Source organism: Lentzea sp. NPDC055074, assembly GCF_053608005.1.
The window spans coordinates 1-14,598 of the sequence record NZ_JBSGUQ010000001.1 but is presented as its reverse complement, the minus strand read 5'-3'; the positions used below and the strand labels follow the sequence as shown (position 1 = coordinate 14,598).

The window sequence follows — 14,598 nt, the reverse complement described above, 5'->3', positions numbered from 1 at the left end:
AAGTGATCAGCCGCGGTTGCCCGCGAGGTCTTCTATGCGCGTGGGGCCGACCGTGCGCGCGATGCGCGCAGGTAGCCCATCACCAGCGACTCCAGGTCGGGTTCCGCGTCGGTCCAGCCGTGCGGCGCGGGCCCGGAGTCCTTCAGCAGCAACGTGGCCTGGCGCTGCGTGCGGGTCGCGCTGACGAGCGTTCCGTCCACCGAGGACTCGTCGGCGGCCGGACCGACCAGGATCCGGTGGCGTGCCAGGACTTCCTCGATGTCGCCGTCGACCTGGACCCGGCCCTCGTCGACCAGGAGCATGTGGTCGCACACCTCGCGCAGGTCCGCGAGCAGGTGCGAGGACATCACCACGGTGGTGCCCCGGTCGGCGACCTCCGCCATGATGATCCGCAGCGTCTCGTCGCGGGCCAGGGGATCGAGGTCGGACAGCGGTTCGTCCAGCAGGAGCAGCCGGGGGAGCCGGCCCAGGGCCAGCGCGACGGCCACCTGCGTCCGGGTGCCCGCGGACAGGGTGCGGATCTTCGCGTCCTGGTCGACGCCGGCCTGCAGGCCGAGCACCTCCTGGACCCGTTCGGCGGACCAGCGGTCGTTCATGCCCGCCGCGACGCGCACCATCTCGCGCACGGTGAGGTGGCCGTAGAGCGGCCGGTCCTGGGCGAGGAACGAGACGTCCGGGTGGGTGCCGCCGCGCACCGGCGTGCCGAAGACCTCCAGCTCGCCGGTCGTCGGACGGACGAGGCCCGCGGCCAGGCGCAGCAGCGTGCTCTTGCCCGCGCCGTTCGGCCCGACCAGGGCGATGACCTTGCCCTCGGGGAGGGCGAAGGTGCAGTCGCGGACCGCCCAGTGGCTGCGGTACCGCTTGCCGACTGCGGTGGCGCTCAACGGGATCATGATCGTTCCTCGACGGGGTAGTGCTCTTCGCGGACCGCGGTGTAGAGGGCGTCGACGTCCTCGACGACCAGGCCGCCCTCTCGCGCGAGACTCATCCAGTGGGCCAGCGCCTTGCGCAGCGGCGCGTCGTCGCCGGTCGCCTCGGAGGCCAGTGACTTGGTCACGAAGGTGCCCAGACCGCGGCGGCCCTCCACGAGTCCTTCGCGTTCGAGCTCGCGGTAGGCCTTGAGCACGGTGTTGGGGTTGACGGCGGTGGCGTCCACCACCTCCCGCGCTGAGGGCAGCCGGTCGCCGGGGGCCAGCAGTCCCAGTCGCATGGCCTGCTCGACCTGGTGGACGATCTGCATGTACGTGGAGACCCCGGAGTGCCGGTCGATCCGGAACTCGATCACGTCGGTCAGCATAGGTGCTCTCCCGCTCCAGGGCGTCCACCACGCTCAGCTCTGCCTGCGCAGGGCCCACACCGTGCCTGCCAGCAGCAGCACCGCGAACCCTCCGAAGATCGCCGCGTCGTACAGGTGTGCCAGCCAGGCACTGTTCTCCGGCAGGACGAGCGCGTACCTGTTCACGAGGCCGGACTCCCGCACGCACGCGAGGAACTCCTCCTGACCCGGCGGCGTTCCCGACGGCGCCGTCCGGCACGCCTCGGACACTGCCATGGACCTGTCCCGCGGCACCTCCAGCCCCGCGGCGTCGAGCCAGCCCGAGCCGACCTGCAGGCCACCGTCGCGCAGGTCCGGCGCCGCGCCGTCCGCGGCCACCCGCCGCTCGCTCGGCACGAACCGGTTCACCTGTCCGACCAGGGCGAAACGCACCACGACGAACACGCTGAACGCCGCGGTCATCGCCACCAGGGTGCGGCGGGACACCACGCCGACGAAAGCGCCCAGAGCGAAGGCGAAAAGCGTGTAGGCGATCGGCGAGACGTGGTCGATGCCGAAGTTGACGGGGTGCCACGCACCGTTGCCCCGCGGGCCCAGCGTGCCCGCCGCGGTCAGCCACCACCAGACGAGGTACTGCAGCACCGCCACCACGACGAGGGCCGGCACCAGAGCCACGAGCAGCTTGCTGAGCGTCCACCGGGTGCGGCTCACCGACTGGGTGAACGCCAGGACGTGCGTGCCGTGTTCCAGTTCCTGGGCGAACAGCGGAGCCCCGATGAACACGCCGATCAGGATCGGCAGCACGATGACCAGGATGCGCGCGATCTGGAAGAGGTTGCCCCAGTCGCCCAGGAAGACGTTCGCCGCATCCGACGCGCACGCTCTGCCGCCGCGCGCCGCGCACTCGGTGAGTCCCGCCGAGGTGATGGCGTCGACCATGGCCGAACGCAGCAGGACCAGGACGCCCGCGCCGACGACCAGCACCCCGAGAAGGGTGAGCAGCTGCACGCGCTGCAACCGGAACGATGCCCAGATCATGCCGCTGTCTCCTGTGCCGCCGCCGCACGCATGTGGTGCAGAACCAGTTCCCCGAGCGGGGTGCCGTCGGTGCTGAGCCGGTCGACGTCCCCGGCCAGCAGAATCCGTCCTTTGTGGAGCAGCACGAGGTGGTCGCAGACACCTTCCAGCTCCGCCAGCACGTGCGAGGACAGCACCACGGTAATGCCCTGCGACCTCGCCTCGGTCATCAACGCGCCCAGCACCGCCTCCCGTGCGAGGGGGTCCAGATCCGCCAGCGGCTCGTCGAGCAGCAGCAGCCGGGGCCGCTTCCCGAGGGCCAGCGCCAGCGCCACCCGCGTCCGCTGCCCGCCGGACAGGGTGCCGACCTTCGCGTGGACCGGCACCCCGGCCTGCTCGACGAGGTGCGCGGCGTAGCCCTGGTCCCAGGTGGGGTTCGTGCGCGCACCGAACGTCAGCGTCTCGGCGACGGTGAGCTGCCTGTACAACGGCTTCTGCTGGGCCAGGTAGGACACCGCGGGATGCAGCCCCCTGCCGGTCGGCTGGTCGCCGAAGACGGCGATCGAGCCGGCCGTCGGGCGCAGCAGACCCGTGATCAGCCCCATCAACGTGCTCTTGCCGGCGCCGTTCGGGCCGACGAGGGCCACGACGCGGTTGCCCGGGATCGTCAGGGACGTCTGTCCCAGTGCCCAGCCCCTGCGGTACCGCTTGCCCACGCCCTCGGCGAGGACCGGGAGCGCAGGGGCCGGGTGCGTTCGCACGGTCACGGCCACCTCCTCTCGTCATCGACGAGCCGAAGGTAGCACGGTTCACTATTTAAATAGTGAACCAGGTGACCGTTGCCTCCCGGAGGCAACCTGCTGGCTGCCGCGGCGTCCTGGGTAGCGACTCTCGCTAGCCCTCTGGTCCGTTGTGGACCCGGTCCGTCCACAACGGACCTACACGCGCTGCGATGCCGCCCAGCTGGCCAGCAGGGCGAGCTTGTCCGCGTCGGCCGAGCCGGGCCGGGCGGTGCAGACGCACACGTGCCGGGTCTCGGTGGCGGAGATCGGCAGGTCCATCGAGTGGTAGCTCAGGCTCAGCAGGCCGGCCTCGGCGTGCCGGAAGAGCTTGGTGCCCCGCGGGTGGATGAGGACGTCGTGGGTGCTCCACCTGGCCCGGAACCCGGCGTCGGCCGTCAGTTCGCTCACGAGTGCGCGGGTCTCCAGGTCGTCCGGGTGGCGCCCGGCCTCGGTGCGCAGCGAGGCCACGAGCATGTCGGCGGTGGCGTCCCAGTCGCCGTAGAAGTCGCGAGCTCCCGGGTCGAGGAAGTGGTACCGCGCGAGGTTCGCCCGATCGTCGCCGAGCGTGGTCGCACCGGCGAAGAACGGCGCGTAGAGGGCGCGGGCCAGCGGGTTGGCCGCCAGGACGTTCTGCCGCCCGTCGGTCACCATGGCCGCGGACGACGTCATGCCGTCCAGCAGCCACTGCACGGTCTCCGGTAGCGGTGGTGCCGCAGCCCTGGCACGGCGTGCCGGTCGCGAGGCGCGAGCCAGGTCGAACAGGTAGGTCCGTTCCTCGTCGTCGAGCCGCAGGACGCGGGCGACGGCGTCGAGCACCTCCGCCGAGACACCGTTGATGTGGCCCTTCTCCAGTCGCGTGTACCAGTCGGCGCTCACGCCCGCGAGCAGTGCGACCTCCTCGCGCCGCAGCCCCGGCACCCGCCGCCGCCCGGTGGAGGGAAGTCCCACCTGCGAGGGGCTGACCCTGGCGCGTCTGCTGATCAGGAACTCGCGCACGTCGGCCCGGTTCGGGGGGAGGTCGCTCACTTCCTCATCGTAGGTACACCTTCGCGGTGTGAAGGGGGTTGAGCCCGTACCCCCGAAAGACCGGCCCTGCCGCCGTCGTCCGGAAGGGACTTGCATCGGGGTCGTCCGAACTTCTGATCGACAACTGGAGTGCGTCATGTTCGCCACTCGTGCTCGCCGGCTCCTCGGCGGCGTCCTCACCGCGGCGGTGGTCTCGTCGGCGTTCGCCGCGGCGCCCGCCCACGCCGGCGGCCCTCCGCCCGTCGACCGTTACGTGGTCCCGGGGGACAGGGCCTACCCGGAGGGCATCGTCCGCGAGCCCGGCACGCCGTACTTCTACGTCGGCGGAACGACCGACGGCACGATCTGGCGGGGCCGGGTCGATCAGCCGCAGTTGGAGGTGTTCCTGCCCGGCGGCCGGCACGGCCGCACCACCGCGGTGGGCATGAAGATCACCAGGGGCGTGCTCGTGATCGCGGGCGGTGCCACCGGAAAGGTCTTCGCCCACGACCTCCGGACCGGGGAACTGGTGCACGTCTTCGACTCCGGGGCACGGGACGGGCTCGTCAACGACGTGGCCATCGCCCCGAACGGCGACGCCTACGTCAGCGACTCGATCCGTCCCGTGCTCTACCGGATCACCGCGGCACAGCTGGCGGCCCGGCAGGTCGAGCAGCCGCTGCGGCCGGTGGTCCACTTCACCGGCACGCCGGTGGAGTACGAGCCCGAGGGCATCAACGGCAACGGTCTCGTCGTGACGCCCGACGGCCGTTACGTGGTCATGGCCGACACCAACTCGCAGGCGTTCTACCGCATCAGCACGAAGACCGGTGCCATCGTGCCGATCGACCTCGGCGGTGTGAAGGACATCGGCTCGGACGGACTGCTGCTGCGCGACGGCACGTTGTACAGCGTCACCAGTCTCTTCCACCCCGAAGGGGAGATCAGCCTCCTGCGGCTGAGCGACGACTACTCGCGGGCGAAGGTGGAACGCCGGATCAACGGCCGGGGCATGGACGTCCCGTCGACGGCGGCCTTCGACGGCGAAGACCTGCTCGTGGTCAACTTCCAGTACCAGATCGCCGAGCCGAACCTGCCCTTCACCGTCGTGCGGGTACATCTCTCGTCCTGCTCCGGCTGAGCCGGCCCGGACGGGTCCAGCGCTCACCCTCGTCGACGTGGTGCGGTCAGGCGGCTGGGCCGTGTCGCCGAGCTCACCGCGCCCGCCGGTCCCAGGCGTCCACGGACTCGCGGTACAGGACGAGGTGCTCGTGGTGGAGCACGCCGTCACGGACGTCGCCGGTCGCCGTGAAGCCGGTGTCGTCCACGTAGTCGAGATGGGTCCCGGTCACCGTGTAGCGACCGGTGTAGGCGCTGGGGCGTTCGCCGCGCGCTTCGTCATAGCGCCCGTCGGCGCGGAGCTCCTGCCGGATGTACCCGTCGGCGGTGACCCACATGCCGACCACGTCGATGTCGTCCGTCATGCCGGCCAGCGTCGGCGACGGCGGACAGCCGTGCCAGGACGTGGGGGGGGGGGGGGGGGGGGGCCCCCCCCCCCCCCCCCCGCCCCCCCCCCCCCCCCCCCCCCGGGGGGGCGGGGGGCCCCCCCCCCCCCCCCCCTTTGTGTGGCGGCCCTCGCGCCCGCCCGGGGGGGCGGGGGGGCCCGCGCGGGCGGGGGGGGGGGGCCGGGGGGGGCCCCCCCCCCGGGCCCCCCCACGGGCCATGTCAGTTCAGCTTGCGCGTGTCGGCGGGCAGCCCGCCGCCCGCGTAGACGTCCTCGGCGAGCTTGGCCAAGGCGGTGAGTGCGACGTTCTGGCTCCACGGCCCGTAGGACACGCGCGAGACGCCGAGCTTCTGCGCGGTGGCCAGGGGGATCGAGCCGGGGATGCCGATGAGGTTGACCTTGCGTTCGCCCAGTGCCTCGACGAGCCGCTCGACCTGCGTGGTGTCGAGCTTGCCCGGCACGAAGAAGTTCGACGCCCCGGCGTCGAGGTAGGCGCGGCCGCGGGTGATGGCCTCCGCCAGGGCCTCGTCGGGATCGCCGGTCCTGAGGAACGCGTCGGTGCGGGCGTTGAGCACGAAGTCGACGCCGGCGGCCTGGGCGGCGGCGACCGCGGCTTCGACCGCCCGCACGGACTCGTCGAGCGGCTTCATCTGGTCCTCGAGGTTGGCGCCCACCGCACCGGCCTCGATGGCCCTCGCCACGGTGCCGCCCGGATCGCCGTAGCCCGCTTCCAGGTCGGCGCTGACCGGCAGGTCTCCGGCCACGCGCACGATCAGCGCGATCTCGGCGATCATCTCGTCGCGCGGGATCTTCTCGCCGTCCGGGTAGCCGCGGGAGGCCGCGATGCCGTGGCTCGGCGTGGCGAGAGCCCGGGTGCCGGGCGTCTCGGCGACCACCTTCGCGGTGATCGCGTCCCACACGTTGACGACCAGCAACAGCTCCGGGGCCGCGTGCAGTTCCTGGAGACGCTTCGCCTTGTCCGCAATGGAGGTCATGTCGGCCTTTCGATCCGCGGGGTCGGTGTCGTGCACCGGCCCCACCCTTCCACCACCCGCGGCCCCGCGCCTGAGCGGCTCACGGTCGGTTCATGCAGTCCACCCAGGACTCGGTGGTGACGATGATGTCGGTGGGGAGCGTTTCGGTCACGGTCCCGTCCGACACCCAGACGTGTGCGCGGTAGGTGGCGATCGGCACCGTCGTGGGTCCCTGCACGCCGACGAACCCGTTGACGGTGATCGCGCCGTCCGGGGAGTGGTGGTTGGAACCCGGCGGGAGGTGGGACTCGGTGGCGGTCCAGCCGGGAGGCAGCTCGCGCATCCCGAAGTCGAGGTCGGTGGTCCACTTCCCGCTCACCACGAAGATGAAGTAGGAGGCGTGGATCCTGCCGTCGCCGCTGTGCTGGACGCACATCCGGCTGACCCTGTCGAACTGCTCCAGATGCCACGTCCGGCCCTGTGCCGACGCGATGCCGGACGTGCCGGACAGGGACATCAGGAGCACCGCGGCCAGGACGAGCACTGGTCTGACGATCCGGGACATCACTCTCACTGAACCCCTCCTGACGCTGGTGTGACCTTGCGCGGGTCACGCTAGCGACCGGATCTCAGAGCTCACTGAGAATCGTCGGGTCCGGTGCGGCGCAGGGCATCCCGGCCGGCGCTAGATCGACCTGAGCACCCGGACGCGGTCGCCGATGGCACGCTTGGCCACGTCGGACTCGAAGGCGATCGAGTCGAACTCGTGCGGTGCGCCGGGATGCAGGTGGAACTCGACCGGAACCCCGGCGCGGCTGAGCTTCGCGGCGTAGGCCAGGTCCTCGTCGCGGAAGACGTCGAGCTGGCCGACCTCGATGTAGGCGGGAGGCAGGCCGGTCGCGTCCTCCAGCCGGGCGGGCGCCGCGGTGGGAGGGACACCGGGCCCGCCCACCGCGTCCCCGAGCAGTGCGGGCCACGCGGTGAGGTTGTCGTCGTAGGACCACAACGCATAGGGCGCGACGTGCGGGTCGACCTCGGTGGTGCGGTCGTCCAGCATCGGCATGACCAGGATCTGCCGGGCGATGTCCGGGCCGCCGCGGTCGCGGGCGAGGATCGACAGCGCCGCCGCCATCCCGCCTCCGGCGCTGTCGCCCATCACGCCGATCCGGGCGGGGTCGACGCCGAGCTCCGCGGCGTGGTCGTGCAGCCAGCGCAGTGCGGTGTAGGCGTCCTCGAGCGGGGTGGGGAAGGGGTGCTCGGGCGCGCGGCGGTACTCGACGGACAACATCGGCACACCGCTCGCGGACACGTACCGGGAGACCGGCCCGTCGAACAGGTCGACGTGGCCGAAGATGTAGCCGCCGCCGTGGAAGAACAGCACGGCCGGGCCGGGCGTCGCGCCCTCCTTGGTGTACCAGCGCATCGTGATCCGGGCGCCGTCGTCCGCCGTGGCCTGGTGGTCGGTGGTGGTCACGTCGGCCGGGATCGGCTGGGCCGTCCCGGCGGCGCCGATGATCGGCTCCCACAGCGCCCTGCGCGCCTCGACGTCGCCGACGGCCGGTGGGGTGGCTTCCGCCATCGCGCCGGCCATCGGGGCCAGTGCGAGGGCGATCTCGGGGTCCAGTCCGAGTGACATGGCGTGCTCCTTCGGGTGGGGGTGATCAGGCGACGAGGAAGACGACCTTGCCGCGGACCCCGCCGGCCGCGGCCTGGACGTGGATCTCGGGCAGGTCGGTGAGCGGCACGCGGTGCGCGACGTCGACCCGCAGGTCGCCGGAGTCGACGAGAGCCACGAGCTTCGCCAGCTGCTCGGCGTCGCTGCGGACGTACAGGTTGACGCCGCGCACGTCGCGTTCCTCGTCGGTCGGCGCGGGCATCCAGATCGTCGTGTTGACGACGGCCCCGCCGGGACGGACGAGCGAGGGGAGCCCGGCCAGGACCTCGGGGGCGACCGGGGCCAGGTTGAGCACGAGGTCCACCTGCTTGGTCACGGCCGACAGCACGCTGGTGGTGGTGTGGTCGACGACCTCGTGGGCGCCGGCGGCCTCGACGGCCTCGATGCTGCGCGGGCTGGCCGTCGCGATCACGTGGGCACCGGCCTGCCTGGCCAGCTGCACGGCGTAGCCGCCGACCGGTCCGCCCGCGCCGTTGACCAGCACGCGCTGGCCCGCCTGGAGCTGACCGTGGTCGAAGAGTGCCTGGTAGGCGGTGAGACCGACCAGCGGCAACGCGGCGGCGTCGGCGAGCGGGACGCCCTTGGGCGCCGGGGTCAGGGCGTCGGCCGGCGCGAGGACGTACTCGGCCGCGGCGCCTGGCTTGGTCATCGGCAGGAAGGCGATCACCTCGTCGCCGGCCGCGAAGCCCTCGACGCCCTCCCCGAGCACCTCGACCGTGCCGGCGACGTCGAGGCCGGGGGTGTGCGGCAGGTCGACCGGGATCGGTCCCTGCATGACGCCCAGGCGGATGTTGCCCTCGACCGGGTTGAACGTGGTGGCCGTGACGCGGACCAGGACCTCACCGGCCGCGGGGACCGGCTGCTCGACGTCCTCGTACCGCAGGACCTCAGGGCCGCCGAACTCGTGGAAACGCACTGCCTTCATGGCTGCTCTCCCTCGCTTTTGCTTCGAACTTGAAGCATCTGGGACCGACGGTAGACCTGCTTCGAATTCGAAGCAAAGTGACGTGCGGCACGTCGCGGCAGTGGCTCAGCGCGGAGGGCCGAGCACGACGTTGCCGGAGAGCTCGGCGGCTTCGGCGAGCAGCGACAGCGGGATCTCGAACCCGTCGGGGCGAGGATCGCGCAGGTCGCGACCGGCGTGGCGGAACATCTTCTCCAGGCCGCCGGGCGTGGAGACGAGCAGCAGGTCGGCCCGCTCGGAGGTGATCCGGTAGCTGTGCGGGATCCGGCGGGGGAGGAAGACGATGCCGCCCTCCCGCAGTTCGTGCTCCTCCTCGCCCGCCCAGACCAGTGCCGAGCCGGACAGCAGGAGGAAAACCTCGTCCTCGTTGGTGTGCATGTGCCACGGCGGCGCTTCGCCCAGTCCGGCGTCGAATCGGCCGACCGTCAGCTGCCCGCCGGTCGCCTCGGCGTCGAGCAGGACGCTGAACACGCTCCCGCCGATCCACTCGAGCTGCTGCTGGTCCTCCCGCTGGGCGAGGTGGGGAATGCTCAAGATCGTCCTCTGGTCGGTGGGCGCGGCGGCGCCGTTCCCTCGTCCGCAAACCCTGGTCCGCGCCGCTGTCCGGGTGCCACGTCTTCGCCGTGCCCACCTGTGTCCAGCGGTGCTCAGCTCGGCCCTGCTCCTTCGAATTCGAAGCAGTAGGCTGGGGGTCATGTCCGAGTCACCGCCCTCGCTCGACCCCGTCCAGCTGGGTGCCTACTTCGCCCTCGTCGAGGTGACCAGCCTGCTGCGGCACGCGGTCGAACAGCAGCTCAAGGACGCCGGCGACCTGAGCTACGTGCAGTTCCAGCTGCTGGCGCGGCTCGGCGACTCGCCCACGGGCAGCCACCGGATGACCGACCTGGCCGACGGCGTCGTCTACAGCCGCAGCGGCCTGACCTACCAGGTGGGACTGCTGGAGAAGGCGGGCCTGGTCGCGCGCACGCCGTCCGCCGACGACGAGCGCGGCGTCACGGTCACCATCACCGGCTCGGGCCGTGACCGCCTCGCGGCCGTGCTACCCGGGCACGTCGAGGTCGTCAGCGGACTGCTCTTCGAGCCGCTCTCCCCGGACGACGTCACCGCTCTCGCCTCGCTGCTGACGCCGGTGCGCGACCACATGCGGTCGACGCCACCGCGGTCGGCCGCGCCGCGTCGCCGCAAGAGCTGACACGTCATCGCCCCAGGAGGTGCTCGACGAGCCGCTCCCTGGCCAGGGCGAGATGGCGCCGATAGGTGCCGTACGGCACGCCGAGCCGCCGCGCGGTCGCCCTGTGGGTGCCGGACGCCGAGAGGTAGGTGGCGGTGAGGGCGTCGTGCGCCTTGACGCCGGCCGGGTCGACTCGTAGCGCGTCGACCGCGGCGCCGATGGCACCGCGCAGGTCCGAGACCGGGTCGGCCGAGTCCGCTGGCACCAGGTGGGACCGCAGCAGGACGCTGGTCGCGAACTCGCGAGGAGTCCGCCACGTGCGCAGCGCACCGGCCACGCCTTCCTCGAAAGCCTTGCGCGACAGGGTACCGAGTTCGGTCGCACGCTCGATCACGCGTGCCGCGGGTGCACGGAAGCGGGCACGCAGGTCCTCGTGCCGGTCGGGGTCGCGCCAGCGCAGATCGGCGTCGAGCGTGGCCCGCACCGCGTCGTGGGGGACCAGTCCGTCCACAGTGGCCTCGACGAACGGTTGCCGGCGCAGCCACGAGAACGCCGTCGCGGCGTCCTCGTCGCCCAGAACCTCGCGCAACAACGACTCGCGCGTGACATCGGCTTGCGCGAGCACGTCGAGCGCCAGCTGGTGAGCCGGGCTCGGCACCTCGCCCACGAGCCGGTCGACCAGCGTCGTGAGCACGTCGCCGGTGGGCTCCCGCCCGCCGGCTGAAGCGGCGAGCGAGAGCACGAACGGGTTGCCCCCGGCGAACGTGCGGGTGGCGTCCCGTCGATCCGGGGCGAGCCCTTGTGCCGCAAGCAGAACATCGGACGCCCCGGCGTCCAGGGGCCGCACCGGCAGCGCGGTGAGGAGCTGTGCCCAGGCGGGATCCAGCGTCCACTCGGGATCGGGAGCGGTTCTGCTCGCGAGTGCCACGACGGCGCCGTCCGCGAGCCGGGGCAGGACCGCTTCGCGCAACCACGGTTCGAGCCCGCGGCACCGCTCCGCGGCGTCGATCAGGAGCACCGCATCGGGTGTGACGCACGCGAGCGCGGCGGCCTCCTCCACGCGGCACCGATCATCGCTCGAGCGCGCGTCCACGGTCACCACCTCGCGACCGGCGCGGCGTGCCTGCCGTGCGACGTGGCGCAGCAGCGCGGTCTTCCCGATGCCGCCAGGCCCGTGCAGATACGCCACGCGCGAGGCGCCGGCCAGCACCCGGTCCAGTACCGCCACCTCGGCGTCCCGGCCCACCAGGCGGGCCCCCTGGAGCAGGGCGTTGATCAACACCGCACCAGGATCGCCTCAGCAGGGCCGGTCAGCCTGGGCCAGGTTGTCCCACCCTGATGATCGCGGGCCCGGTCGAGGCGCGGACGACCTCACCGAGCCGTCCCGCGTCGGCCGACCCCGGTGAGGCAGTGAGGACCATCGCCTGGAGGTTGTCGCCGGGCACGTCGAGCAGCATGCCGTCGAGCGCGATGTCGCCCACGTCGGCATGCCGGAACACAACGCGGTCGTCATAGGCCGCAACGGCCTTGGGGGCACGCCACAGCGTGTCGAACGCACGGCTCGTGGTCCGCAGCTCGTCGACGAGCTCGGCCAGCGGCTCGTCGGCGGGGTAGCGCAGGAACGTGCTGTGCAGCCGCCTGACGAGCGTCGCCCGGAACACGGCCGCTTTGTCCTCCGCGCGGCTGATCACGCGGTGGGCGTGCGAGAACGTGCGCCAAGCGACGTTCCAGTCCCGCGGCCGCTGGTTCGACTTGCCCGCACCCAACGCCATCCAGGCGTCGTTGACGGCCACCACGTTCCACGCCGCGTCCGTCAGGAACGCCGGAGTGTCCGGAAACCGCTCGAGCAACCGCATCGCGGCCGTCCCGGCCTCCCGCGGCACCCGCCCGTCCGCCGCGGCGTACCCGGCCAGCGCGCACATCCGTTCGTACTCGGCCGGGCTCACGCGCAACGCGCGGGCGATCGCGTTCACCACGGCGGCTGACGGGTGCCGGCGGCCCTGTTCCAGTCGCCGCACGTGGTCCGCCGACACCCCGGCCAGCTCGGCGAGCTCCTCCCGGCGCACGCCGCGGGCCCGCCTGCGCCCCGGAGTCAGGCCGATCGCGGCGGGATCCGTGGTCTCGCGCAAGCGGCGCACCTCCGCGCCGAGATCCTGCAACGCCATGCCGCAAGTGTCCCTCAAGGAGCCACCGGTGTTGCCAACCGGGGTGGTCCCCCGCTTATGCTGGAGCCTCAAGTGGAGGGACACCCCAGTTATGCGCGCAGTCGAGTACGACCGCTACGGCGGCCCCGAGGTGGTGCACGTCAGCGAGGTGCCGGTGCCCGCGGCCGGACCGGGACAGGTCCTGGTCGCGGTGCTGTCGGCCGGTGTGGGCGGCGGCGAGACCGCCATCCGGGCGGGGAAGCTGCGGCGAGTCCTGCGGCTGACGTTCCCGCAGGGCACCGGGAACGAGTTCGCCGGACGGGTGGAGGCAGTCGGAACCGGGGTCGAGCTGCGTCCGGGTGACCTGGTCTGGGGGCTCACGCCGCACGGCACGTTCGGGGCGATCGCGGAGAAGGTGCTGGTGCCGCGGGACCGGGTCGCGGTGCTGCCGGCGGGGCTGGATCCGGTCGCCGCGGGATCGTTGCCGGTCGGCGGTACCACCGCGATCACCGCGCTGGAGGAGAAGGCGGCGCTGCGGCCCGGTGAGCGACTGCTCGTCCGCGGCGCCACCGGAGGGGTCGGCAGTGTCGCCGTGCAGCTCGGCCGGCACCTGGGAGCCCATGTCACCGCGTTGGCCGGTGAGCGCAACCTCGAATGGGTGCGTGAGCTCGGTGCGGACGTCGCGCTGGACTACCGGACCACCCGGCCCGGCGACCTGGACCCGTTCGACGTGATCGTCGACCTCGTGGGCACGGACGTGCTCGCGTACCGGCGAAGGCTGACGCGCGGCGGCCGGATGGTCGCACTGGCCATCGCGCCGGACGCGGTGGTGCGGTCGCTCGCCGCCACGACGGCCGGCCGGCTCTTCCCGCGGCCCGTGCTGGCCTTCAGCAACAACCCGTCGGCACGGACCCTCGCGCGGCTCGGCGAGCTGGTCGAGGCCGGTGCCGTGCGGCCGGTGCTGGACCGGGTGTTCCCGATGGACGAGATCGCCGACGTGCACCGGCGGCTGGAAGCGGGTGGCGTGCGGGGCAAGTACGTGATCGACCCGTCCGCGGTCCGACGGACGTGACCGGGTGGCTCCCCGTAGAGTTCGCCGGGTGCGAGCGGACGCCCGGCGGAACCACGACCTCATCCTGGCGGCGGCCGAGGCCGAGGTCGCGAGGAGTGGAGCGGACGCCTCGCTGGAGAAGATCGCTCGTGACGCCGGGGTCGGCTCGGCGACCCTGCACCGGCACTTCCCCACCCGGCAGGCGTTGCTCGAGGCGGTCTTCCACGACCGGGTCGAGGCGTTGTGCGCCGAGGCCCGCAGGCTCGCGACGGCGGCGGACGCCGGACAGGCGCTGGTGGACTGGCTGGTCGCCCTCGCGGTGTACGGCGCGACCACCCGCGGACTCGCGGAGTCGTTGCTCCACACCGCCGCGGACAGCAGCTGCGAGGTCATGCTGCGCGACGCCGGCACCGACCTGATGCGCCTGGCCGAGCAGGCGGGCGCGGTGCGCGAGGGCGTCGACGTCGACGACCTCCTGACCCTGGTCACCGCGGTGTCGCTGGCCACTCAGGACGCGGAGCACGCCGCCCGGCTCGCCACGCTGGCGCTGGAAGGCGTCCGTCCCTGAGAAGGCCCTCGCCGATCAGTCGGCGAGGCCGGGCAGGTGGTAGCCGGTGTGGTCGTCCCACTCGATCTCGTAGTCGTCGAGGGTGAAGGTCCAGTCCGCGTCCGGCACCGCGGTGCGCAACGCGGTGACCGCGGCCAGCCAGTGCACCAGTGACGGGACCGCCCGCTCGTCCACGGAGGGCAGCTTGGTCGACCCGTCCAGCACCGTGCCCGGCTCCAGCCGGTCGTAGAGGTACAGCCCCTCTTCTTCCGAGGAGTACGGCGCGTTCGCGTTGGAGGTGTCGACGGCCTGGCCGACCGCCGCGAGCTCGGTGCCGGTCAGCGGGGTCGCGCGGCGAGCCGTGTAGTAGAGGGAGACGCCCATGCGGGACACCCTAGGCGCTGTCCTGCAAGTTCGTTCGGTGACAGGCGCGGGCGAGAGACCCGGAGGCGGTGCCGCCGCGACGCCCTCATACCGGGCGTATTCGG

Annotated in this window: 17 protein-coding genes and 1 pseudogene; 4 read left to right on the top strand and 14 right to left on the bottom strand. The window is 72.3% G+C overall.

Features of this window, described 5'->3' with window-relative positions:
- Nucleotides 1–32: 32 nt before the first annotated feature.
- The 5 genes and pseudogenes from ACWF7A_RS00090 to ACWF7A_RS00070 all read right to left on the bottom strand — a co-directional run bounded on the left by ACWF7A_RS00090 (nucleotide 33) and on the right by ACWF7A_RS00070 (nucleotide 4,101).
- Nucleotides 33–893: an ATP-binding cassette domain-containing protein gene (locus tag ACWF7A_RS00090; RefSeq protein ID WP_452248148.1), complete on the bottom strand. Its 861-nt coding sequence runs from the start codon at nucleotides 891–893 to the stop codon at nucleotides 33–35.
- Complete coding sequence (locus ACWF7A_RS00085; RefSeq protein ID WP_452248891.1) at nucleotides 890–1,285, bottom strand: GntR family transcriptional regulator; 396 nt, start codon at nucleotides 1,283–1,285, stop codon at nucleotides 890–892. Before ACWF7A_RS00085 ends, ACWF7A_RS00090 begins: the two co-directional genes overlap by 4 nt.
- 45 nt (nucleotides 1,286–1,330) lie before the next feature.
- Nucleotides 1,331–2,314, bottom strand: coding sequence for an ABC transporter permease subunit (locus ACWF7A_RS00080; protein ID WP_452248147.1), 984 nt, complete (start codon nucleotides 2,312–2,314; stop codon nucleotides 1,331–1,333).
- Between the two features lie 227 nt (nucleotides 2,315–2,541).
- Nucleotides 2,542–3,009, bottom strand: a pseudogene (locus ACWF7A_RS00075) (ATP-binding cassette domain-containing protein); the annotation flags it as partial.
- A gap of 222 nt (nucleotides 3,010–3,231) precedes the next feature.
- Nucleotides 3,232–4,101 (bottom strand): helix-turn-helix domain-containing protein, encoded by an 870-nt coding sequence (locus ACWF7A_RS00070; RefSeq protein ID WP_452248146.1) that lies wholly within the window; start codon nucleotides 4,099–4,101, stop codon nucleotides 3,232–3,234.
- A 136-nt stretch (nucleotides 4,102–4,237) separates the two neighbouring features.
- On the opposite strand from ACWF7A_RS00070, the gene ACWF7A_RS00065 reads away from it, so the two are divergent.
- On the top strand, nucleotides 4,238–5,221 hold the full coding sequence (locus ACWF7A_RS00065; RefSeq protein WP_452248145.1) for an SMP-30/gluconolactonase/LRE family protein: 984 nt from the start codon (nucleotides 4,238–4,240) through the stop codon (nucleotides 5,219–5,221).
- Nucleotides 5,222–5,294: 73 nt separating this feature from the next.
- Here ACWF7A_RS00065 and ACWF7A_RS00060 read toward each other — a convergent pair whose 3' ends face one another.
- The 6 genes from ACWF7A_RS00060 to ACWF7A_RS00035 all read right to left on the bottom strand — a co-directional run bounded on the left by ACWF7A_RS00060 (nucleotide 5,295) and on the right by ACWF7A_RS00035 (nucleotide 9,731).
- Nucleotides 5,295–5,564: an Atu4866 domain-containing protein gene (locus ACWF7A_RS00060; protein WP_452248144.1), complete on the bottom strand. Its 270-nt coding sequence runs from the start codon at nucleotides 5,562–5,564 to the stop codon at nucleotides 5,295–5,297.
- 241 nt (nucleotides 5,565–5,805) lie between these two features.
- Nucleotides 5,806–6,579 (bottom strand): isocitrate lyase/PEP mutase family protein, encoded by a 774-nt coding sequence (locus ACWF7A_RS00055; protein WP_452248890.1) that lies wholly within the window; start codon nucleotides 6,577–6,579, stop codon nucleotides 5,806–5,808.
- Nucleotides 6,580–6,658: 79 nt separating this feature from the next.
- Nucleotides 6,659–7,123, bottom strand: coding sequence for a DUF5980 family protein (locus tag ACWF7A_RS00050; protein WP_452248143.1), 465 nt, complete (start codon nucleotides 7,121–7,123; stop codon nucleotides 6,659–6,661).
- A 120-nt stretch (nucleotides 7,124–7,243) separates the two neighbouring features.
- Nucleotides 7,244–8,194 carry an alpha/beta hydrolase gene (locus ACWF7A_RS00045; protein WP_452248142.1) on the bottom strand — a complete coding sequence of 317 codons (951 nt, stop codon included), beginning with the start codon at nucleotides 8,192–8,194 and terminating at the stop codon, nucleotides 7,244–7,246.
- A 25-nt stretch (nucleotides 8,195–8,219) separates the two neighbouring features.
- Entirely contained in the window at nucleotides 8,220–9,158 is a 939-nt protein-coding gene (locus ACWF7A_RS00040) for an NADP-dependent oxidoreductase (protein WP_452248141.1), read from the bottom strand.
- A gap of 105 nt (nucleotides 9,159–9,263) precedes the next feature.
- On the bottom strand, nucleotides 9,264–9,731 hold the full coding sequence (locus tag ACWF7A_RS00035) for a cupin domain-containing protein (protein WP_452248140.1): 468 nt from the start codon (nucleotides 9,729–9,731) through the stop codon (nucleotides 9,264–9,266).
- Between the two features lie 160 nt (nucleotides 9,732–9,891).
- On the opposite strand from ACWF7A_RS00035, the gene ACWF7A_RS00030 reads away from it, so the two are divergent.
- Entirely contained in the window at nucleotides 9,892–10,389 is a 498-nt protein-coding gene (locus ACWF7A_RS00030) for a MarR family winged helix-turn-helix transcriptional regulator (protein ID WP_452248139.1), read from the top strand.
- A gap of 4 nt (nucleotides 10,390–10,393) precedes the next feature.
- On the opposite strand, the gene ACWF7A_RS00025 is transcribed toward ACWF7A_RS00030, so the two are convergent.
- On the bottom strand, nucleotides 10,394–11,650 hold the full coding sequence (locus ACWF7A_RS00025) for an AAA family ATPase (RefSeq protein WP_452248138.1): 1,257 nt from the start codon (nucleotides 11,648–11,650) through the stop codon (nucleotides 10,394–10,396).
- Nucleotides 11,651–11,678: 28 nt separating this feature from the next.
- Complete coding sequence (locus ACWF7A_RS00020; RefSeq protein ID WP_452248137.1) at nucleotides 11,679–12,533, bottom strand: helix-turn-helix domain-containing protein; 855 nt, start codon at nucleotides 12,531–12,533, stop codon at nucleotides 11,679–11,681.
- A gap of 91 nt (nucleotides 12,534–12,624) precedes the next feature.
- Between ACWF7A_RS00020 and ACWF7A_RS00015 the strand changes: the two genes are divergently transcribed.
- Both ACWF7A_RS00015 and ACWF7A_RS00010 read left to right on the top strand, forming a co-directional pair.
- Nucleotides 12,625–13,584 carry an NAD(P)-dependent alcohol dehydrogenase gene (locus ACWF7A_RS00015; protein WP_452248136.1) on the top strand — a complete coding sequence of 320 codons (960 nt, stop codon included), beginning with the start codon at nucleotides 12,625–12,627 and terminating at the stop codon, nucleotides 13,582–13,584.
- 28 nt (nucleotides 13,585–13,612) lie between these two features.
- Entirely contained in the window at nucleotides 13,613–14,131 is a 519-nt protein-coding gene (locus ACWF7A_RS00010; RefSeq protein ID WP_452248135.1) for a TetR/AcrR family transcriptional regulator, read from the top strand.
- 15 nt (nucleotides 14,132–14,146) lie between these two features.
- On the opposite strand, the gene ACWF7A_RS00005 is transcribed toward ACWF7A_RS00010, so the two are convergent.
- The gene (locus ACWF7A_RS00005; protein ID WP_452248134.1) at nucleotides 14,147–14,494 is read right to left on the bottom strand and encodes a hypothetical protein; all 348 of its coding nucleotides are present in this window, start codon (nucleotides 14,492–14,494) and stop codon (nucleotides 14,147–14,149) included.
- Between the last annotated feature and the right edge of the window lie 104 nt (nucleotides 14,495–14,598).